Origin of the sequence: Stackebrandtia nassauensis DSM 44728, assembly GCF_000024545.1 — a bacterium.
Lineage (GTDB): Bacteria > Actinomycetota > Actinomycetes > Mycobacteriales > Micromonosporaceae > Stackebrandtia > Stackebrandtia nassauensis.
In genome coordinates this window covers 5,406,519-5,426,071 of the sequence record NC_013947.1, presented here as the reverse complement: position 1 = coordinate 5,426,071, position 19,553 = coordinate 5,406,519, and the positions used below count along the sequence as shown (strand labels likewise).

The following is a 19,553-nucleotide window of genomic DNA, read 5'->3' as shown; positions in this document are numbered from 1 at the left end:
GGTCACAGTTTCGCATGACGGTGCAGGTAGATGACCAGGCTCGCGACCACGGCCAGCAGCCCCAGGTCGATGTACAGCACCCGTTCCATCGCGGTGTCGTAGGCGGCCAGGCCCTCGCGGTTGTGGACCACGGCGAAGAACACCGCGCCCAGGATCGCCGCGCCCGCGGCCTGGGCGAACTGTTGGCTGGTGGCGACCATGCCCGCGCCGATGCCCGCCTGCTCGCGGCGCACCTCGGTCAGCGAGGCGCTGACCAGTTGCGGCAGCAGCAGTCCGTTGCCGGTGCCCATGATGCTGAAGCCGACGATGAGCAGCGGCAGGTTCGCCGCGTCGGTGGAGGTCCACATGGCGGCGATCGCGACCAACAGGCCTATGAGGACGATGATGGAGCCGGTGAGGGGCACCCGCAGCCCGAACCGTCGCACCAGTCGGCCGCCCGCCAGCGCGGCGGTGGAGAACAGGACGCCCATCGGCAGGAAGCACAGTCCGGCTTGGAAAGCCGTGAACTCGTAGCCACTTTGGAGCAACAGTGCGAGGGTGAACATGAACCCGGCCCAGTAGACCATGAACGCGGCTCCGGCGGCCATTCCGGCCGCGTAGGTCTTCACCTTGAACAGCGCCAGTTCCAGCACCGGCTGGCCGCCGCCGCGGTGCAGGCGGCGCTGCCACCACACCGTGAACACCGCCAGCGGCACCGCCGCGCCGAGGCTCAGCCAGGTCCACAGCGGCCAGTGCTGGCTGTTGCCCAGACCCAACGGCACCAGGACCGCTCCCAGTGTCAGGGCCATGCCGATGGCGCCGACCGGGTCCAGGCCGATGCGGGCGCCGGGTGTGTGGCGGGGCAACAGTTTCAGGGCCAGCGGGACCGTGAGCAGGCCGATGGGCAGGTTGATGAGGAAGATGGTGCGCCACTCCAGGCCGAACAGGTTCACGTCCACCAGCAGGCCGCCCAGCACCTGGCCGGAGATGGAGGCCAGGCCGCCGGTGAGCGCGTACCAGCCCAGGGCCTTGGGGCGCTCGGCGACCGGAAAGGTGGCGGTGATGAGGGCCAGGACCTGGGGCACCATCGCCGCGCCGGTCAGGCCCTGCAACAGCCGGAAGGCGATGAGCTGCCCCGGGTTCATCGCCAGGCCGCACAGGACGGACGCGAGGGTGAACGCGGCCATGCCGTAGACGAACATGCGTCGGTGGCCGAGCCGGTCGCCCAGTCGTCCGCCGGTGATCATGCCCGCCGCGTAGGTGAAGGCGTAGCCGCCGACGACGAGTTCCAGGGCGGCGGGGGTGACGTTCAGGTTGTGGGACAACGAGGGCGCGGCCACGTTGACGACGAAGAAGTCGAACTGGGCCATGAACCAGGCGATCAGCAGGGTGGCCAGCATCGGCCCGCGTCTCGCCGCGCCGCCGTCCGCCGTCGAGGTGGCTGTCACGGCGGCGGGGGCTGTCATGGGGAGGTCCTTTCCGGGGGCGGGCGAAACCGAGATCGACACTATCAAGGAAAACGTTTTCCTTCGAGGGGTTTGTCCGTGCCATCACGGGTGAGGCGGCCCACAGTGCGGCTGTTACCGTTTCGGGGCAACGCCACCCGCAGCCGAGGAGCAGCCGTGAACCGAGCCGACGCTACGACAATCCTGGAGGCGATCGCCACCGAGGACGCGGAGATCCCCGCCGATGCCTTGCGACGGTTGGGTTCCGATGACGCGCTGGCGGTGGTGTTGTCGGCCCTTGTGGACGCATTGGACATGAAGTACGAGGGCGAGGTCGAGGACGAGCGGCTGCTGACCGTGTTCGCCGCCGAGCTGCGGCGGAAGTACCCGGACGCGGCGGCGCTGGCCGACACCGAGGACGTCACGGCGGTGCTGCGTGGCGGCCTGGGGGACTACGACGAGTTCGACGCCATCGACGGCGACGACCTGTTCGACATCAGCATGCTGGTGATCCGTTCCATCATCACCGAACGGTTCCTGGGGCCGATCGACCTGGCCGCGTTCTGCAAGGAGGCGATCGACTCGGCCGCCGACACCGAGGATGAGGACGCCGCCGAGGACGCCACCGTGTCAGCCGACTAGGCCATCGCGTCCCAGGCTTCCAGCGACTTGGTCCAGTGCAGTTCGGCGAACTCGCCGAACACGAACCGATCGTCGGGGTCGACATTGGTCAACAGGCCGTGGTAGGTGACCGTGCGGTACAGCAGTCCGAGCAGGTTCACCGACGGGATCAGTTGCCGCAGTTCGGAAAGCGGCGCGTAGTCGGTCCAGTGGTCCAGGTAGACGTCCCACAGTCGCGTCTGGGCCTCGCCGCTGTTGCGGACGTAGACCTCCACGTCCAGGAACGGGTGGCTCCAGGCGCCGTCCGACCAGTCGAAGACGCAGGTGCTGCCGTCGGCGCGCAGTCCGACGTTGCCGGGGTGGAAATCGCCGTGCGACAGGGACAGCGGGACCGGCCACTGTGTCGCGTCCAGTAGCAGCTGACGCCAGCGCGGCATCAGCTCCGAGACTCGCTTGTGGACGGCAGGGTCGAGTTTGTCGGCGAACAGCGGATCCGCCAGCGCGGCGGCGAGCTGGTCGGCGGTGGTGGCGAAGTCGCGGTCGGGGCAGCCCAACGCCAGCAGTTCGTCGCGGCGGTTGGCCCAGTGCCGCTGGATCTCGGCCAGCACCCGCAGGCCGCCGTCCCAGCGCTCGACCGGGAATTCGTCGACGTAGGTGATTCCCATGTCGGGCATGAGCATCAGGCCCCGGTCGGAGTCGATCGTCGTGACGGCAGGGACCTGGCCGGGGTGCTCGCGGGCGAGGGTCGCCGACAGCGCCGGTTCGTGCCAGAACGCCCGCCCGGGGCTGCCGAACACCGACTTGAGGTAGTGGTCGCCGTGCTCGCGAGTGGGCTGCTTCAACACCGAGGAGATCGCCCACTGCTGCACCAGCGTCGGCTCGCCGACGGGCTCGATGTCGCGCCGCGTCAGCTGGTCGGTCAGCCACCGTCGGGTGCTCGCATGCCAGCCGGGGCGGGTCCACGCGGGCCGGAACTCGGGGTATTCCGCGCCGCGCTGGTAGGCGGTCCAGGTGGCCAGGGCGGGCCGCAGGTCCTCGGGCAGGTCCAGCCGTGCCAGCTCGTCCAAGGGCAGCCACCGTCTGCCGGTGGCGGGCAGCGGTTCGAACTCCTTGAGGATCAGGTCGCGTCCGTCGTGTTTCGTCAGGCCGACGCGGCGCAGGAACGGCGAGTCGATGCCGTGCGCCTTGGCCAAGGCGGCCAGTTTCGGCGCGAGGTCGTCGTTCGGACCGTCCGCGTCGATCGTGACGGACGGCAGCGCGAGGCCGCCGTCGGTTTCGATGACCCAGACGGCGGTGCCCTCCGGATGCGGGACCAGGGCGCGGATGTCGACAGGAAGCACGAGCCGGAACGGTACCCGGTCGCGGCGGGGGCCGCCAACCCGTTACGACTCGACGGACAGCGGGGTGTCGCGGTCGTGGTCCGGCGCGTAGCGGGCGCGCAGCGCGTCGATGAGCAGGTCGAGCCCGAACCCGAAGGTGGCCTCGGGCGGCTGCTCGTTGACGCCGCGCATGGCGATCTCGATGTGGGGGAACTCGCCGCTCTTGATCGCCGTGACCACCTCGGCGTCGATGCCGATGCCCTCGCGGGCGCGGTCGGCCTCGGCCTGCCATTCGATCGCCGAACCCACGACGTATGAGCCGAGCGTGAACAGCGCCTGCTGCGCGTCGGCGGGCGGCAGGCCGGCGTCCATGAGCGTCTTGAGGGTCTGGTCGATGTGGCTCAACGATTCCAGCCGCGGCCGGTTGCCCGCCAGCACCCGGGGGGCGTCGCGGATCGTGATGAGCGCGTCGAACATGTCCCACAGGCGAAGTCGCAGCCAGTCCCACCATGGCTGGCCCGGCGGTGGTTCGGGCAGCTGGGTTTCACGCTGCGCCCGCACCAGTTCCTCGGCCACCAGGTCCAGCAGTTCGCGCTTGTTCGCCACGTGCCAGTACAGCGTCGGGGCCGTGATCTTCAGCCGGGCGGCCAGTTTTCGCAGACTCAACGCGTCCAGGCCGTCCTGCTTGAGCAGCTCGACGGCCTCGCGCACGATGTCATCCCTGGTCACACTCATGGTTGACACTCTAACAGTGTTAGGGCATCATGGGCTTCTCAAACACCGTTAGAGAGGCAAGATCATGACGACACCGGCGGTCCGGGTACGCGGACTGACGAAGAGCTTCGGCTCCGTTGAGGCGGTGCGCGGCATCGACCTCGACGTCGGCAAGGGGGAGATGTTCGGCTTCCTCGGCCCCAACGGGGCGGGCAAGACCACCACGATCAAGATCCTGTGCACGCTGTCGACACCCACTTCCGGCACCGCCGAGGTCGCCGGGTGGGACGTCGGCCGCGACCGGGCGGCGGTGCGCCGCGCCATCGGGCTGGTGTTCCAGGAACCCACATTGGACGCCTACCTGACGGCCGAGCAGAACCTGGCCTTCCACGGCGAGCTGTACGGCATGCCGCGTTCGCTGCTGCGCGAACGCATCGGCGTCGTCCTGGAGATGGTCGACCTGGCCGACCGGCGTCGGGACGCGGTCAAGACCTTCTCCGGCGGCATGAAACGGCGGCTGGAGATCGGCCGGGGCCTGATGCACGCGCCGTCGGTGCTGTTCCTCGACGAACCCACCATCGGGCTGGATCCACAGACCCGCGCGGCCATCTGGGACTACATCGGACAGCTGCGCCGCACCCAGGACATCACGATCTTCGTCACCACGCACTATATGGACGAAGCCGACCACTGTGACCGGATCGCGATCATCGACGACGGCCGGATCGTGGTGACCGACACCCCCGACGCGCTCAAACGCGGCGTCGGCGCCGACCGCGTCCAACTGCGCACCGCCGACGACGCGGCCGCGATAGTTCGGCTGGCGGAGCGGTTCGGCATCGAGGCCGCCACCCACGAGCACCAGGTGACCTTCGCCGTCTCCGAAGGCGCGCAGTTCATCCCGAGGCTGGTCACCGAGCTCGGCGTCGGCATCGACAGCGTCACCGTGACCCGGCCCAGCCTCGACGACGTATTCATGGCACACACCGGACGCACCCTGCGCGACGCCGAGACCGGCGGCACGAAGGGCGCGCTGGCGATGATGGGAGGACGGCGATGACGACCATCGCGATACACCAGTACCCCGGGCGACTCAGCCACGAGACCCGCGCCGCCGCGATGGTGTGGCGCCGCGAGATGATCCGGTTCCGGCACGACACCACCCGGATGCTGGCGATGCTGCTGCAACCGGTGCTGTTCCTGTTCGTCATGGGCACCGGCCTGGCCAGTGTCGTCGACACCGGTGGCGCGGTGGACTTCCGCACCTTCCTGTTCCCGGGCGTGCTGGCGATGTCGGTGCTGTTCAGCGCCGCGTTCGCGGGCATCTCGCTGGTGTGGGACCGCGAGTTCGGGTTCCTGCGGGAGATGCTGGTGGCGCCGGTGTCGCAGGCGTCCATCATCGTCGGCAAGTGCCTCGGCGGCGCCACCACCGCGACCGTGCAGAGTGTCGTCCTGCTGGTGCTGGCCGGATTCGTGGGGGTGCCGTACCACCCGCTGCTGTTGCTGGAACTGCTGGCGCTGTTGTTCGTCGGCTCGTTCCTGCTGACCGCGATCGGGTTGCTGCTGTCGGCCCGGGTCAAGCAGATCCAGTCCGCCATGCCGACGATGCAGCTCATCATCACGCCGATGATGTTCCTGTCGGGCGCGCTGTTCCCGATGGCGAACCTGCCGGGCTGGCTCGCGGTGCTGACGAAACTCAACCCGCTGACCTATGTGGTGCAGCCGATGCGCTCGGTCGTCTACGGCAGCCTCGACCTGCCCGCGAGCGCCACGGCGACGGTCGACTCCGGTATCGACTGGTGGGGCTGGCAGGTGCCGGTCGCGGTTCAGGTGCTGGTGGCCGTCGGGTGCGCCGGGGTGGTGCTGGCCGCGGCGATCGCGGCCTTCGACCGGACCGACTGACGCCGACGGGGCACCCATGGACACGGGTGCCCCGTCCAGCTGTCGATCAGGAACGCTGCCATTCCTCCAGGCGCTCCACGGCGCGGAAGCCGAGCTTCTCGTTGACGGCGTTCATGGGGCCGTTCTGTTCGGCGTTCCAGGTGAGGTTGGTCTTGCGGTCGGGGAAGTTCTCGCACAGGACGCGCAGGTTGGCGACCTTGAGGGCCAGTCCCAGCCGGTGGCCGCGGTGCTTGGGCAGCACCAGCGTGTCCCACTGGTAGGTCCGAGGGTCGTGGGTGGGGACCGCCAGCTGGGTGTGCCCGGCCAGCGAACCGTCCGGCGCCACGGCGATCGCGGTCAGCAGGGTGCGGTCCTGTTTGGCCGTCAGCGCCTCGTCGGCGCGCAGCCGCTCCACGTTCCACACCTCCGGTTCGTAGTCCATGTCCCCGATGGGCGCTTGGGACATCAGCAGCGACTTCAGGTGCGCGTACTGCTCGGCGTACCGGTCCGGGCACGGCCCGACCCAGGTCTCGACGCGGTAACCGCCGAGATGGGGCTCGGCCTCGGCGGCCAGCTCGTCGAGAATCGAGGCGGGAACCGGCAGGTCGAGGACGCGCCGCAACTCGACGTTGCGGCGGGTGAAACCGTGCCTGGTAGCGAAGGCCACCCCCGGTACCTCGGGCGCGCCGATCGGCTGATTGACCGAGGTCATGATGTTGGTGCGGCCCAGCTCGGCCGCCTGTGCGGCCAGGTGCTCGAACAGCGCGCTGCCGACACCCCGGCCCCGGTGCTCGGGCGGAACGTCGATCTCCATCTCGACGAGGGTGGGGTTGTCCTTCGTCGGGTACTGCATGTCGGCGGCGCCCACGACCACGCCGTCCTCGACGGCGGCGAAGGCGTTCCAGATGAGGCTGCGATCCGGGTTGTCGTCCCGCAGGGTCGCGGTGATCTCCGGAACCGTCCATATCGGTGGGTCTTCGCGTCCTGCTCCGGCCCCGGCCGCCCAGGCGGCGTGCCAGGCCGCGACGGCCTCGGTGTCGAAGGGGTCAACCCGTTTGATCTCCATGGTCGCCGACGCTAACAGCGGCCCCCGGGACGGGCACCTCAATTTCGGGAATCGTCGCGGGACTGGAGCTCGTTGAGGCTGCGTTGCAGCGCCTCCAGCCGCGCCAGGATCTCGGCGGTGTCGGCGGAGGTCTCCGGTTCCCGGGACCGGAAGTTGGTCTGGGCGCCCTCGATCTGGCGGGCCTCCTCCATGGACGTGATGACCACACCCACCAGCAGGTTGACCAGGATGAAACCGGCGAGGAAGATGTACGACACGTAGTACGGCACCGCCCAGGCCGTCACCTCCATGCCGTCCCGGACCACCTCGCCGACGTTGTCCAAAGTCAACAGTCCGAACAGGGTCAGCGCGGCCTGGCCGACCGAACCGTACTCGGTGGGTTCGGCCTCGGCGAACAGGATCCAGCCGACCATCCCGTACAGGTACAGCACCACCACGCACACGCCGAGCAGTCCCAGCGCGCCCGGCATGCTGCGCGCCACCGCCGTCAGCAGGATCCGCAGCGACGGGAACGCCTTCATCAACCGCACTGTCCGGGCCAGCCGCACCAGCCGCAGCAGGGTCACGTTCTCGCGGATGCCCGGCAGCAGCGCCGCGGCGATGACGATGAAGTCGAAGATGTTCCAGCCCTTGCGGAAGAACCGCCACGGCGTGGTGCCGAAGCTGCCGATCCGGATCACCAGCTCGACCACGAAGTAGATCAGGAACGCTTCGTCGAGCAGGTTCAAAAGCCACCCGAACTGGGCCGTCGCCTCCTGGTAGGTGCCGACACCGATGACGATGGCGTTGAGCACGATGACCGCCGTGGACGTCCACTGGAACCACGGGGCGTAGGCGACGCGGTGGCACATCCGGGCCAGCGGTTGCGGGGGAATGTCCGGGGCCGGCGGCAGGGACGGGTCGGGACTCGTCGTGTCCATGCGCACGGGGACGATTCGGCGGCGGCTCGGCATGCTCGTAGCGTACAAACGCCGCGGCGGGGGTGCTTCGCCCGACGCGCGCGTCCGGTGGACAATGACAGCCGAGCCCCGCAGCGAAGAGAGCCCCCATGGAGAACTTCTACGTCCTTATCGGAATGGGCATGCTGCTCGCCGCGATCGTGTGGTTCGTGTCACCACGGTCCCGCTGGAAGCTGCGCCGCTACGCGTTCATCGCGGCACTCATCGCGCTGCTGCTGGCGCTCGGCTACCACTACTCGACAAAGGACGATCCGCCCGGATCGTCCTCCTCGTCGGCGCCGCGCTAGATCCAGGGACCGGGCAGCGGTTCGCCGGCGTGCTCGCGGTACCACAGACCCCGGTAGCAGCGCCACGGCTGCGGCACCAGCGGCGTGGGCGCGAAGATGCGCTCCAGCATGGTGCGCGCCTGCAGGAAGAAGTCCAGCCGCTGCTCGGGTTCGGCGATGTGCGCGCCGTCCTCGTCGCTGCTGGGGGTCTGCAGGATGAACAGGGACGGCCACACGGTCGTGTACTGCGCCAACGGAAGCAGCTGTTCGCGCATCACGTCCAGCGGGTCGTTGCCGACGGTGTAGGTGAAGGACGTGTCGTGGCCGCAGGCGCGGGCGTTGGCCAGCACGTCCGGCAGCGGGGTCTCCTCCGCGCCGCCGGGGAAGTCGGCGTCCAGGAACAGCGCGAACGGAGCCACCTCCTCGGCCAGCCTCTGCATGCCCGTCTCGGAGCGGACCACCGAGGACAGCAGACCGATGCGCGCGTTCATGTCCAGCCCGGCCATGGCCGAGCGCAGGTCGGCGAGGTCGTCGATGGCCTCGGACTCGCTGTTGTAGGCCGAGGCCGAGACGGTGACCTCGTCGATGTCGGCCAGCGTCAGTCCGGCGGGCAGCGAGATCGCCAGGTCGGCCAGCAGCCGCGAGTAGCCCTCCCGGGTGTCGGGCGAACCGGCGTCGGAGGAACCCGCGTACGGGTGGATGGTGGCGGCGCGGCCACCGGCCCGCAGGTAGCCGCCGACGGCGTGGTCGACGCGGGCGTCGACGACCTCGGCGACCGGCGTGCCGTCCACGCACAGGTCCTTGTCGACGATCGTGAAGGGGGAGGTCTCGCGGCCGGTGGGGATGACGACCTGGAAGACCTCGGTCTCCGGGGGCCGCACCTTCAGCCGGATCGTGCCCGGTCCGTCTCCGTGCGAGGAGAGTCCGTGAATATTGAGCGCGATCAGCAGGGTCTCCCCCCAGCCGACCTGGTGGCGATTGGCCAGATGGCGCCACTGGTGAACCGTCGCCGACGTCGTCGGTGACTGACTGTCCAGGGAACTCATCGTCTCGCCTCCTTAACAAATCCGCTGGGTGGACCTACATCGTGACCTTATATCGGCCGCAGCGACTATACGGGTGTGCCACCAGTCAAGACCCGGGTACCAGCCCACATAGGCTGTTGGTCTCACTTCGACACGGAAGGGGTTCGTTACCGGTGCGGATACTGCTGCCGCCCTCCGAGGGCAAGACCACCCCCGAGGCCGGGCCGCCGGTGGCGTTGCCACGGCTGCTGCGCCCCGCGTTGGGGCAGGCCCGGCAGCAGGTCATGGACGCGCTGGTGCGGTTGTGCGAGGCCGACACCGACGCGGCGATGCGGGTGCTGAAGCTGGGGGAGCGGCTGCGCGGCGACGTCGCCGCCAACGCGAAGCTCGCCACCGCTCCCGCCGCTGCCGCCGAGCACGTCTACACCGGGGTGCTGTTCGAGGCCCTCGACCTGCCCAACCTCAGCCCCGCGGCCAGAAAACGGGCCGACGAACGGGTGGTGATCTTCTCCGGATTGTGGGGCGTGGTGCGGCCCGGCGACCCGATCCCGGCGTACCGGTGCCCGGTGGGGGCGACGCTGCCGCATGTGGAGGGGAAACGCCCGGTCGGACTGGGTTCGTTCTGGCGGCGGCAGCTGGAGCCGGAACTGGCCGCCGAGTTCGACGGGCAGTTCCTGGTCGACCTGCGCTCGGGGCCGTACGCGGCGATGTGGCGCCCCGCGCCCGGCAGCCACGCGGCGGTGCGGGTGCTGCACGAACGCCTGGTCGGCGGCGAGTTGACCCGCAGCGTCGTCAGCCACTTCAACAAGGCCACCAAGGGACGGCTCGCCGCCGAGCTGCTGCGGGAGGCGGTCGAGGCCGATTCGGTGGCCTCGTTCACCGAAGCGTTGCGGGACTTGAAATACCGCGTGGAAGCCGAAGCGTCCCGGGTGGACATCATCGTCACCGAACTGTGAGACAAGACACACGGATTCGCGAGAAATTCGCGTTGACTCTCCACCGGCTGGAAGGTCGAAGGTTGATCCCGTGAGTGACCGCAACGCACTGTTCACCATCGGTGAACTCGCCCGCCGCACCGGACTGGCCGTACGCACGATCCGGTTCTGGTCGGACGAGGGCGTCGTCCCCGAGACGACCCGCTCGGCCACCGGATACCGCTTGTACGACGCCGAAGCGGTGGCGCGCCTCGACCTGGTCAAGACCCTGCGCGAGCTGGGCCTCGATCTGGAAAAGGTGCGCGAGGTGCTGCACCGGCAGGCCACTGTGGCCGATGTCGCGGCGGCGCACGCGCGGGCCCTGGACGTCGAGATCCGCACCCTCAAGGTGCGGCGCGCCGTGCTGCGATCGGTCGCTCACCGCAACAGTTCGACTGAGGAGATGAGAATCATGCACAAGATGGCGAAACTGTCGGCGGCCGAGCGACAGCAACTGCTCGACGAGTTCGTGGAGAAGACCTTCGAGGGCGTGTCCCCGCAGGCCCCGGGCGCGAAGATCGCGCAGGGCATGCGGACGCTGCCCGCCGAACTGCCCGACGACCCCAGCCCCGAGCAGGTCGACGCCTGGGTGGAGCTGGCCGAACTGGTCAGCGACAAGGACTTCCAGGCCCGGGTCCGGCAGATGGCCGTCGCCGGAGACACCGACGAACCCCAGGCCGGGCCGCCCTACGACCCGGAGCAATTCGCCGAGGCGACCGGCATCGCGTTGGCCGAGAACGTCGACCCCGCCTCGGCGCGGGGCCGGGAGCTGCTGGACCGGCTCTTCGACGCCGGGCTGGCGGGAGACGAACGACGCAAGCTGGCCGACGACCTGGAGACGTTCACCGACCGTCGGGTGGAGCGGTACTGGTCGCTGCTGGGCGTCCTGAATGGATGGCCGGGTCGGCCGTCGATGGTTCAGGCGATGGAATGGGTCATCGCGGCGCTGCGCGCGTCGGCTTAGCGATCGCTTCCGGGCCCTCGCTCCACATGCGAATGATGTGGGGCGGGGGCCCGTTGCGTCACGGGCACGTTGCTGCCAGATGCGGGACTTCGGTGGGGGATTTCGGTAGTTTCGTGGCGAATCGATCCCCTTGGATGGAGGTCTCGTGGCCATGACATCGACTAAGCGGCGCTGGTGGTTCGGGGTGGCGGTATCCGTTGCCGCGGTGAGTGCCACGGTTTTGACGGTGGCGACCAGCGCGGCGGAGGAAACCGGCGACGTGGCGACGACGGAAGGCGCGTTCGCGGTTTACATGGCGCCCAAGGGGGAGGGCGGGACGGATGGCAACGACGGGCTCACGCCTGAGACTCCGGTCCGCTCGCTGCCGCGGGTGCACGAGATTCTCAGCGAGGAGCGTCCGGACGCTGATGTCGAGGTGCGCATCAAGCAGGGCACGTACACCTCCACGCCTTTCCACGAGTGGCGGTTCTACGTGCCAGGGCACTCGGTGTCGTTCATGCCGATCGACTACGAACCCGGGGACGATGCTGGCGATATCGCCGGACTGCCGACATTCCGCAACGCCACCTGCGACGGCTCCTACTGCCCGGGCGTCTGGCTGCAACCGCGGCTGCCGCAGGACAAGGACGACCCGCTGTACAACGGCGGCGACAGCAATCTGCGCTTCTACTACCTGAAGGTGGAGCGCTACTCCAACGGCGGGCTGTCGATCTTCGGCAACTCCGAACGCGACTGGGCCGACGAGAACTACGATCCGCCGTTGCACATCCAGCCCACCAAGGGGCTCAACAACAACGTGGTGTTCGGGATGCAGTTCCGCAACATCGGAAACAAGTGGACCAACGGCAGGTGGGGCTACGGCGGGATCGTGCTGACGAACTCGTCGAACAATCGGATTGTCAACAGTCACTTCGTGAACATCGAGAACACCGACCATGCGGGGAACATCCATGGGTTGTACGTGACGCACCATAGTTCCGGCAACGTCATCGAACGGAACAAGTTCTCCTATATCAGTGGGTACCCGGTCAAGTTCCGCAATCAGAGCAACGGCAACGCGGTGGAGGAGAACGTGATTCATCGCGCCGGGCTGATCTCCTACTACCGTGGTGAGTTCTGTGATACCGCCTGCGCCGTGGAGAACAATCTTCCTCAGCAGTGCGCGTCGTGGAGCAATCGGTTCTATTACAACCGCTTGCAGGGGAATTACGCGGGTAAGCAGCCGTCGCTGTGGTCGTTGGGCCCGGAAGGGTTGGAGAATCCGGGTGGTAAGCCGTGTCCGGCAGCTGATGGCAAGAAGCGTGTCGCCACTGGAGGGAACATCCGGGAGTGACGTGTCGCGGGTGTCACGCGGCGGCGCTGCGGGCCGCGAGCCGTTGTTGGCGGTGCGCGGCCATCCGGATCGGTGTGTTGGCGGTGCCGTAGCCGAGGTAGCCGCCGATGCGTTGGCACACTTCGAAGAACACTCGATCGCCGAGGACTGGCGTGTACAGGTGCAGGAATTCGCCGTCGTTGTCGCGGTCGTAGAGGGTGTGGTGTTCGCGGAGATCGGCCAGCCGAAGCGGGGCGAGCCGGGCGTCGAGGTCGTCGTAGTAGTTGTCGGGGATGGGGAGTGGCGGTGCGCCCGCGGTTCGCAGCGTCGTGGCCACGGTGAAGATGTCGTCGGTGGCGAAGGCGATGTGTTGGGGCGCGGGGACTCCGGGGGACCACTCCTCGCCTCGGCGGATGAGCGCGACGCTGAGGGCGATGCGGACGTGGTGGCCGGGGTCGCTGAGAGCGCGGGCGCGGACGAGCCCGAACGGGGCGGCGTATTCGGTGTTGTCCTCTGTGTCGAGGCCGAGGACCGAGTGGAGGAAGAGCGCGGCTTCGTCGAAGTGGTCGAAGGGCTGGGTCAGGGCAATGTGGTCGACGTGGGTGAGTCCACCTTCAGCTCGACTCGCTTCGCTGGACGGCCGGAACCGGTCCCGCCAGGCTTCGCCTGGTCCACAGAAGACGATCCGCGAGCCGTCGGGCGCCGTGACAGCGGGCATGGCCGCATCGGGCGTGTGCACGGGGGCCAGCAGCGCTTCGGCCCGCCGCGCTGACGCGACAGGGTCACTGCTCTCGACGGCCAGCGAACTGATGCCCGCACCGCCGCCCGACGACGAGCCGCGGTTGACGAGTACGCGGATCGCGTTCTGCTCCCACAGCTCCACGGGGCTCTCGCGGTGATGGCCGGTGAGCGTGAAGCCAAGGGCCGTAAGCGTATCGGCGAGCCGCGCTTGCGTCGGCTCGTCCACGGTCAGCTCCGTGAACGCATGACCGGTGAGCCGAGGCGGCGCGGGCAGCGGCACACCGACGGACTCCTCAAGAGCGACAAGCGATCGCATGGCGTCCACAGCGGTGCAACGCGGATCGGCCTGTCGGTACACGTCGTTGAAGACCTCAAGGGACAGCGGTCCGTCGTACCCGGCGTCCAGTACGTACCCGAGGAAGCGCTTCAAGTCGAAGTTCCCCTGCCCGGGGAACACTCGATGATGCCTGCTCCACTGTAGTGGGTCCATGCGCAGGCTCGGTGCGTCCGCCAGTTGCAGGAAGAACAGCTTCTCGCCGGGGATGTCGGCGATACCCGCTGGATCGCTGGCGCGCGAGAGGATGTGGAAACTGTCCAGGCACAGGCCCAGCGCGGGATGATCGGCGCGGGCGACGATGTCCCACGAGTGGCTGTAGGTGTTGACGAACCTTCCCCAGGCCAGCGCCTCGTAGGCGATGCGGATGCCGCGCTTCGCGGCGCGTTCGGCGAGCGCGTGTAGTTGTTCGGCGGCAAGGTCGTCATCGTCGACGGTGTCGGGGGCGACCGAGGAACACACCAGCACCGTGTCGACGCCGAGCCGCTCCATGAGGTCGAACTTGTGCTCGGCGCGGCGCAGGTTGGCGGCTAGACGGGGTGGCGGTGCGGCCTCGAAGTCCCGGAACGGCTGGTACAGGTCGATGCGCAGCCCCAGGTCGCGGCAGCGGTCCCGGAGCTGTTCGGGGGTCTGGGACGTGGCGAGCAGGTCGTTCTCGAAGATCTCCACACCGTCGAAACCAGCCTCGGCGGCGGCCAGCAGTTTGTCCTCGATGGTTCCCGACAGGCAGACGGTCGCGATTCCCCTTCGGTGGCGGGGAGCGTTGTCAGGCATGGCTTTCGGCTCCGATCAGGTCCTGGAAGTGGCGCGACATCCGATCGGGGTCGGGCTCGGCGCCGGTGAACAGACGGAAGGACTCGGCGGCCTGGAACACCGCCATGCGGCCGCCGTCGAGCACCCGACAGCCGCGCGCCCGAGCGGCGGCCAGCAGCGGGGTCTGAAGCGGCCGGTACACAACCTCCGCGACCCAGCACTGAGGACGCAGCAGCTCGACGGACAGCGGCAACCCCGGATGAGCGCTCATCCCCGTGGGAGTGGCGTGAACCAAGCCGTCGGCGACGGCGAGCGCGGCGGCCAAGCCGTCGGCTTCGCCGAACGGCTGCCCAGCCGTCGGAGCCGTGGCCAGCGCGCCGTCGCCGCCCAAGCGCCCCGCCACTACTCGGCCCGCTCCAAAGTGGTTGGACAGCTTGGCGGCCAGCTCGTGGCTGCGCTCGGCCACGCGGTCGAACAGCTCGATCCGGTTGGCGCCCAGCGTCAGCAGCGCGTGGGCGACGGCGGCTCCGGCTCCGCCCGCGCCGAGCACCACCACGCGCTCGATGGCGGCTTCGGGCAGGCCGAGGGTGAACGCCCGGCTGAAGCCCGACCAGTCGGTGTTGTGCCCCACGGCGCGGCCGCCCGACAGGTCGATCGTGTTGACCGCCCCGAGCGCGGCCGCGTCGGCGGACAGTTCGTCGAGGTGGGGGATGACCAGTTGCTTGCACGGGTGGGTGATGTTGAGCCCGTCGTATCCGGCCAGCCGGGCGGCGGCCAGCACCTCGACGCACGCCCCAGGCCCCCGCCCCGTCGCGGCGAGGTCGAGGCGCCGGTACAGGTAGCGCAGCCCCAGCTCGGCGGCCTCGCGTTCGTGCAGCGCCGGGCTCAGCGAGGGGCCGATACCCGACCCGATGAGGCCGATGAGGTATCCGTCGTGAGCGGTCACATCGTCCCCTTCGGAACTATAATGTACGAACTAGTTAATTAATAATAGGACCTCGGGCCCCGTTTGGGAAGCCGTGCGTCCCCGCCAGCTGGAGTAGGGTGTCCAGGTGCCCGCGAAGCCACGTCCCGCCGACGACGAGCCGGAGAAACAGCGCGACGCCGAGCGCACCCGGGCCGAGATCCTGGACGTGGCCACAAGGGAGTTCGCCGACAACGGCTTCGCCGGGGCCCGGGTCGACGAGATCGCCGCGAAGACCCGCACCACCAAGCGGATGCTCTACTACTACTTCGGCGGCAAGAAGCAGCTCTACCTGGCGGTGCTGGAACGGGCCTACGCCGGGATCCGGGCGCTGGAGAGCGAACTGGACGTCGACCACCTCGACCCCGCCGAGGCCGTGCGCCGGCTCGCCGAGCTGACCTTCGACCACCACGAGTCGCACCCCGACTTCATCCGGCTGGTCAGCATCGAGAACATCCACCGCGCCGAACACATCGCCACCTCCACGGTGCTGCCCAGCCTCGCCAATCCGGCGCTGGACGTGCTGACCCGGATCCTCCAGCGGGGCCGGGCGGCGGGCAGCTTCCGCGACGACGTCGACGCCCTGGACGTCCACATGGCCATCAGCGCCTTCTGCTTCTTCCGGATCGCGAACCGGCACACCTTCCGCGCCATCTTCGACCGGGACATGCTCGACACCTCGCGGCGCGAGCACCACCGCACCATGCTCGGCGACATGGTGGTCGCCTATCTGACCGGGGACTTAGGGCCCCGTCCGGCTGGCTTGACTCAGTGGGATACGTCACGTTAATGTAATGTACTAGCTAGTTAGTTCATAACTGATGCCAGGTGATTCCCGTGACCCTTCCCCCTGTCACGCAAGGCAAACCGAGAAAGGCAGCCTTGGCCGCCTGGATCGGCAGCGCCCTCGAGTACTACGACTTCTTCATCTACGGCACCGCCGCCGCCCTGGTGTTCGGGAAGATCTTCTTCCCCGAATCCGACCCGGCGACCGGGACGCTGCTGGCGCTGGCCACCTTCGGCGTCGGCTACGTCGCCCGCCCCGTCGGTGCCTTCTTCCTCGGCCACGTCGGCGACAAGTCCGGCCGCAAGAAGGTCCTCGTCTTCACGATCATCCTCATGGGAGTGTCGACGTTCCTGGTCGGCTGCCTGCCCACCTACGCCGACATCGGCGTCGCCGCACCGATCCTGCTGGTCACGCTGCGGCTGGCGCAGGGACTGTCGGCCGCCGGCGAACAGGCCGGGGCCAACTCGATGAGCCTCGAACACTCCCCGTCCCACCGCCGCGCCTTCTACACCAGCTTCACCCTCAGCGGCACCCAGGCGGGCCAGATCCTCGCCACCGCCGCGTTCCTGCCCATCGCCGCCCTGCCCGAGGACCAGCTGCTGGCCTGGGGCTGGCGGATCCCGTTCTGGCTCAGCGCCGTCGTCGTGGTCGCCGGACTGGTGATCCGCCGCCGACTCGACGAGACCCCCGTCTTCGCGGCGGTGCGCGACGAGGTCCCCAAACTGCCGCTGGCGGTGCTGCTGCGCCACCACTGGGCCGACGTGCTGCGGGTCATCGCCGCCGCGCTGGTCGCCTCGGTCAGCACCATCTTCACCGTCTACGCGCTCAGCTACGCCGTCAACACCGTCGCACTCGACCGCGGCGCCATGCTGTGGGTCGGCGTCATCGCCAACGTCGTCGCCCTGGCCGCGATCCCGCTGTGGGCCACGATCTCCGACCGCGTCGGCCGCAAACCGGTGATGCTCGTCGGCTCGGTCGGCAGCGCGCTGTTGATGTTCGCCTACCTGTGGGCGATCTCGATCGGCAACCTCGCGCTGGTGTTCGCCGTCGGGATCCTCATGTTCGGCGTCGTCTACAGCGCCGCCAACGGGATCTGGCCGTCGTTCTACGGCGAGATGTTCACCGCCAAGGTGCGGCTGTCGGGCATGGCGATCGGCACCCAGTTCGGGTTCGCGATCTCGGCGTTCATGCCCACGATCGCCGACGGCATCGCCGGTCCCGGCGCCGGTGGCTGGCTGCTGCCCTCGCTGCTGGTGGCCGGACTGTGCGCCGTCAACGTGGTCGCGGTGCTGTCCAGCCGCGAGACCTACCGGGTGCCCACCGAGGAACTGGGACGCGCGGCGTTACTTGGACTTGCGGCTGGCCGAGGCCTTGACCCCCGCGGCCCCGGCCATGCCGATGACCACCGCGCCGACGGCGATCCAGCGGCGCGGGTCCTCGGTCTCGGACTCCTCGGCGGCGGCGTGCGTGCCCGGCGGACGGCCGTGGTCGCGCGACGGCCGGGGACGCGGCGGCGGTTTCGCCGCCGGTGACGACACCTGCGGCGACGGCGAGGCCGGACTGGGCGCGGCCGGACTCGGCTGCTGGGACGGACCGGGCTGCGGATGCGACACCGGCGCGACGCAGAACGCGGCGTCGGCGGAGGTCAACGCGGGCCAGTCCGCCTCGGCCTCGGCTTCGAGCGGCCCGGAGTCCTTGTCCGGCACCGGCATCCGGTACATGACCGCCCGGCCCTCGACGCCGTTGACCACGGCGTGCAGCCGCCGGTCCGGTCCGGCGAAGATCGCCCCGGCCAGTGACCGGGCCGGAATCCCGGTGACCGCGGTGCGTTCGACCGCGCCGGAATCCGGGTCGATCGACACCACCGCGCCGTCCTCGGTGCTCAAGCCGTGCAGCAACCCGCTGCCGGGAGCGCCGGTGACGTCGCCGATGTTCAGACTCACCAACGGTTCCGCCAGGGTCACCTGATCGGTGATCCGGCCGCGGTCCTCGCCGATGTCGATCGAGGTCAGCCGGGTGCCCGACAGCACCAGCAGCTTGCCCTTGTGGACGGTGCCCGCGTAGGCGCCGCCGAGCCCGTCGTCGGCGAAGTCCCCGGCCCGCAACGGACCCCAGTCCTTCACCGCGCCGCCGGAGTCGATCGAGATCAGGTGCGGCGCGTCGGGGAAGATCCCGCCGTCGCGCGACCGCGACAGGCCGTACAACCGTTTGTCCGCCGCCGAGTACCCGATCGCGTTGACATGGAAGTCAAGCGTGGCCACGTCGGTGCGCCGCTTCGTCTCGAAGTCGATGATGGACAGAGTGTGGCGGCCGTTCTCGGTCTCGCTCCAGGTCAGGTACGCCGCGTCGGAACACGAAGGCGCGGCCGTGTTTCCCGGCGCGGCGACACCGAGAACCACCGCCGCCACAACCGTCAGCGCCACGCCACACGCCCACGCGCACAAAACCCGTTTCGAAGCCATAGGGCCCATAAACTACTACACGTCGCGTACGCGACCAATCACTGACATCCCGTGGAGGCATTATGAATCCGTTGCTATTGGGCCTGCTCATCGTCGTCGGAGCCAGCATCCTCGCCGGTGGCGTCGTGATGCTCCAGCAACGGTTCTCACCACCCCAGGACCGCGAGGGCTACAACGAGGTCGCCGGCAGCGTCTTCGAGATCATCAGCGTCCTGTACGCGATCGTGTTGGCCTTCGTCCTGATCGCGGTGTGGGAACAGCGTTCCGAGGCCCGCGAGGTCACCTACGACGAGTCCAACGCCCTTGTGGACGTGTACTGGGCGTCCAAGGACCTGCCGAAGGAACAGTCGGGCAACCTCCAGAACCTGTGCCTCGACTACGCCAACTGGGTCGTCGACGACGAATGGCCCAAAATGGCCGATCGCGAGGACGTCGACGACGGCGGCTGGAAGATCATCGACGCGATGTACTCCGAGATCGACGCCGGGATCCCCAAGAAGGACGAGACCAGCATCGGCCTCAGCCAGGGCGCCGAGGAGGCCCTCGCCTCCCTCAGTCAGGCCCGTAACGAACGTCTCAACGCCAACGACGAAGGCCTGACCGGCGTCATGTGGCTGGTCCTGGTCGCCGGGGCGCTGCTCATCTTCGGCATCCTGCTCCTGTTCGGGGTGCCCGGCCGCCTGGCACACGTGGTGGTGGTCGTCATCGCCGCCGCCATGGTCGTGCTGCTGCTGTTCTCGGTCTTCGAACTGGAGTACCCGTTCAGCCGGGGCATCGCGCTGGGCACCGAGCCCTTCGATCTGGCTCTCGAGCGTATGAAGGCCGTGGGCTAAACCCGGTTGCGAGGTGCCCCGAAGGGCCGTTTATCATTGAGCGTCGCTGACCGAGGTCAGCGAACATGGTGGTCATAGCTCAGCTGGTAGAGCACCTGGTTGTGGTCCAGGAGGTCGCGGGTTCGAGCCCCGTTGATCACCCCATTCGAGCCGG

General features: G+C 68.6%; 18 protein-coding genes, 1 tRNA gene and 1 pseudogene. 11 read left to right on the top strand and 9 right to left on the bottom strand.

The features are described 5' to 3' along the window. Window positions 1-2: 2 nt before the first annotated feature. The gene (locus tag SNAS_RS25260; protein ID WP_013020314.1) at window positions 3-1,445 is read right to left on the bottom strand and encodes an MFS transporter; all 1,443 of its coding nucleotides are present in this window, start codon (window positions 1,443-1,445) and stop codon (window positions 3-5) included. A gap of 156 nt (window positions 1,446-1,601) precedes the next feature. Between SNAS_RS25260 and SNAS_RS25255 the strand changes: the two genes are divergently transcribed. Then, window positions 1,602-2,066 (top strand): hypothetical protein, encoded by a 465-nt coding sequence (locus tag SNAS_RS25255; protein ID WP_013020313.1) that lies wholly within the window; start codon window positions 1,602-1,604, stop codon window positions 2,064-2,066. Here SNAS_RS25255 and SNAS_RS25250 read toward each other — a convergent pair. Further along, window positions 2,063-3,385, bottom strand: a complete 1,323-nt coding sequence (locus tag SNAS_RS25250) for a phosphotransferase family protein (RefSeq protein WP_013020312.1) — start codon at window positions 3,383-3,385, stop codon at window positions 2,063-2,065. The two genes, SNAS_RS25255 and SNAS_RS25250, sit on opposite strands and share 4 nt — an antisense overlap. A 42-nt stretch (window positions 3,386-3,427) precedes the next feature. Then, window positions 3,428-4,099, bottom strand: coding sequence for a TetR/AcrR family transcriptional regulator C-terminal domain-containing protein (locus SNAS_RS25245; RefSeq protein WP_013020311.1), 672 nt, complete (start codon window positions 4,097-4,099; stop codon window positions 3,428-3,430). Between the two features lie 64 nt (window positions 4,100-4,163). Between SNAS_RS25245 and SNAS_RS25240 the strand changes: the two genes are divergently transcribed. Next, the gene (locus SNAS_RS25240) at window positions 4,164-5,138 is read left to right on the top strand and encodes a daunorubicin resistance protein DrrA family ABC transporter ATP-binding protein (RefSeq protein WP_013020310.1); all 975 of its coding nucleotides are present in this window, start codon (window positions 4,164-4,166) and stop codon (window positions 5,136-5,138) included. Then, a complete protein-coding gene (locus tag SNAS_RS25235; RefSeq protein WP_013020309.1) occupies window positions 5,135-5,980 on the top strand; it encodes an ABC transporter permease in 846 nt (281 codons plus the stop codon). The genes SNAS_RS25240 and SNAS_RS25235 overlap by 4 nt, the downstream gene beginning before the upstream one ends. A 46-nt stretch (window positions 5,981-6,026) precedes the next feature. Here the strand turns inward: SNAS_RS25235 and SNAS_RS25230 are convergent, their stop codons facing one another. After that, complete coding sequence (locus SNAS_RS25230) at window positions 6,027-7,025, bottom strand: GNAT family N-acetyltransferase (RefSeq protein WP_013020308.1); 999 nt, start codon at window positions 7,023-7,025, stop codon at window positions 6,027-6,029. Between the two features lie 38 nt (window positions 7,026-7,063). Beyond that, entirely contained in the window at window positions 7,064-7,978 is a 915-nt protein-coding gene (locus SNAS_RS25225; protein ID WP_013020307.1) for an ion transporter, read from the bottom strand. Between the two features lie 95 nt (window positions 7,979-8,073). On the opposite strand from SNAS_RS25225, the gene SNAS_RS25220 reads away from it, so the two are divergent. After that, window positions 8,074-8,271, top strand: coding sequence for a hypothetical protein (locus SNAS_RS25220; RefSeq protein WP_013020306.1), 198 nt, complete (start codon window positions 8,074-8,076; stop codon window positions 8,269-8,271). On the opposite strand, the gene SNAS_RS25215 is transcribed toward SNAS_RS25220, so the two are convergent. After that, window positions 8,268-9,296, bottom strand: coding sequence for a hypothetical protein (locus SNAS_RS25215; protein ID WP_013020305.1), 1,029 nt, complete (start codon window positions 9,294-9,296; stop codon window positions 8,268-8,270). The two genes, SNAS_RS25220 and SNAS_RS25215, sit on opposite strands and share 4 nt — an antisense overlap. A gap of 152 nt (window positions 9,297-9,448) precedes the next feature. Here SNAS_RS25215 and SNAS_RS25210 point away from each other — a divergent pair, with 152 nt between their 5' ends. The 3 genes from SNAS_RS25210 (at window position 9,449) to SNAS_RS25200 (ending at window position 12,546) form a co-directional block, all read left to right on the top strand. Next, the gene (locus SNAS_RS25210; RefSeq protein ID WP_013020304.1) at window positions 9,449-10,231 is read left to right on the top strand and encodes a YaaA family protein; all 783 of its coding nucleotides are present in this window, start codon (window positions 9,449-9,451) and stop codon (window positions 10,229-10,231) included. A 70-nt stretch (window positions 10,232-10,301) separates the two neighbouring features. After that, window positions 10,302-11,213 (top strand): helix-turn-helix domain-containing protein, encoded by a 912-nt coding sequence (locus SNAS_RS25205; RefSeq protein WP_013020303.1) that lies wholly within the window; start codon window positions 10,302-10,304, stop codon window positions 11,211-11,213. Window positions 11,214-11,358: 145 nt separating this feature from the next. After that, entirely contained in the window at window positions 11,359-12,546 is a 1,188-nt protein-coding gene (locus tag SNAS_RS25200) for a right-handed parallel beta-helix repeat-containing protein (protein ID WP_144300631.1), read from the top strand. Window positions 12,547-12,559: 13 nt separating this feature from the next. Here the strand turns inward: SNAS_RS25200 and SNAS_RS25195 are convergent, their stop codons facing one another. After that, window positions 12,560-14,374, bottom strand: coding sequence for a bifunctional sugar phosphate isomerase/epimerase/4-hydroxyphenylpyruvate dioxygenase family protein (locus SNAS_RS25195; RefSeq protein WP_013020301.1), 1,815 nt, complete (start codon window positions 14,372-14,374; stop codon window positions 12,560-12,562). Then, window positions 14,367-15,299: a shikimate dehydrogenase gene (locus tag SNAS_RS25190; protein ID WP_013020300.1), complete on the bottom strand. Its 933-nt coding sequence runs from the start codon at window positions 15,297-15,299 to the stop codon at window positions 14,367-14,369. The genes SNAS_RS25195 and SNAS_RS25190 overlap by 8 nt, the downstream gene beginning before the upstream one ends. A gap of 106 nt (window positions 15,300-15,405) precedes the next feature. On the opposite strand from SNAS_RS25190, the gene SNAS_RS25185 reads away from it, so the two are divergent. Together SNAS_RS25185 and SNAS_RS25180 are read left to right on the top strand one after the other, a co-directional pair. Beyond that, window positions 15,406-16,107, top strand: a complete 702-nt coding sequence (locus SNAS_RS25185; protein WP_013020299.1) for a TetR/AcrR family transcriptional regulator — start codon at window positions 15,406-15,408, stop codon at window positions 16,105-16,107. Window positions 16,108-16,154: 47 nt separating this feature from the next. Then, complete coding sequence (locus SNAS_RS25180) at window positions 16,155-17,636, top strand: MFS transporter (protein WP_013020298.1); 1,482 nt, start codon at window positions 16,155-16,157, stop codon at window positions 17,634-17,636. A 99-nt stretch (window positions 17,637-17,735) separates the two neighbouring features. On the opposite strand, the pseudogene SNAS_RS37790 reads toward SNAS_RS25180, so the two are convergent. After that, window positions 17,736-18,566: pseudogene (locus SNAS_RS37790) on the bottom strand (DUF6923 family protein); the annotation flags it as partial. A gap of 62 nt (window positions 18,567-18,628) precedes the next feature. Between SNAS_RS37790 and SNAS_RS25175 the strand changes: the two are divergent. Both SNAS_RS25175 and SNAS_RS25170 read left to right on the top strand, forming a co-directional pair. Then, complete coding sequence (locus SNAS_RS25175) at window positions 18,629-19,399, top strand: bestrophin-like domain (RefSeq protein ID WP_013020297.1); 771 nt, start codon at window positions 18,629-18,631, stop codon at window positions 19,397-19,399. A 68-nt stretch (window positions 19,400-19,467) separates the two neighbouring features. Further along, window positions 19,468-19,543 (top strand) — tRNA-His (locus tag SNAS_RS25170). Window positions 19,544-19,553 lie beyond the last annotated feature (10 nt).

What these genes read in the sequence shown, in the direction of transcription:
- SNAS_RS25260 (WP_013020314.1), bottom strand. Translation starts at nt 1,445, where the DNA reads ATGACAGCCCCCGCCGCCGTGACAGCCACCTCGACGGCGGACGGCGGC.
- SNAS_RS25245 (WP_013020311.1), bottom strand. Translation starts at nt 4,099, where the DNA reads ATGAGTGTGACCAGGGATGACATCGTGCGCGAGGCCGTCGAGCTGCTC.
- SNAS_RS25240 (WP_013020310.1), top strand. Translation starts at nt 4,164, where the DNA reads ATGACGACACCGGCGGTCCGGGTACGCGGACTGACGAAGAGCTTCGGC.
- SNAS_RS25235 (WP_013020309.1), top strand. Translation starts at nt 5,135, where the DNA reads ATGACGACCATCGCGATACACCAGTACCCCGGGCGACTCAGCCACGAG.
- SNAS_RS25230 (WP_013020308.1), bottom strand. Translation starts at nt 7,025, where the DNA reads ATGGAGATCAAACGGGTTGACCCCTTCGACACCGAGGCCGTCGCGGCC.
- SNAS_RS25225 (WP_013020307.1), bottom strand. Translation starts at nt 7,978, where the DNA reads ATGCCGAGCCGCCGCCGAATCGTCCCCGTGCGCATGGACACGACGAGT.
- SNAS_RS25220 (WP_013020306.1), top strand. Translation starts at nt 8,074, where the DNA reads ATGGAGAACTTCTACGTCCTTATCGGAATGGGCATGCTGCTCGCCGCG.
- SNAS_RS25215 (WP_013020305.1), bottom strand. Translation starts at nt 9,296, where the DNA reads ATGAGTTCCCTGGACAGTCAGTCACCGACGACGTCGGCGACGGTTCAC.
- SNAS_RS25195 (WP_013020301.1), bottom strand. Translation starts at nt 14,374, where the DNA reads ATGCCTGACAACGCTCCCCGCCACCGAAGGGGAATCGCGACCGTCTGC.
- SNAS_RS25175 (WP_013020297.1), top strand. Translation starts at nt 18,629, where the DNA reads ATGAATCCGTTGCTATTGGGCCTGCTCATCGTCGTCGGAGCCAGCATC.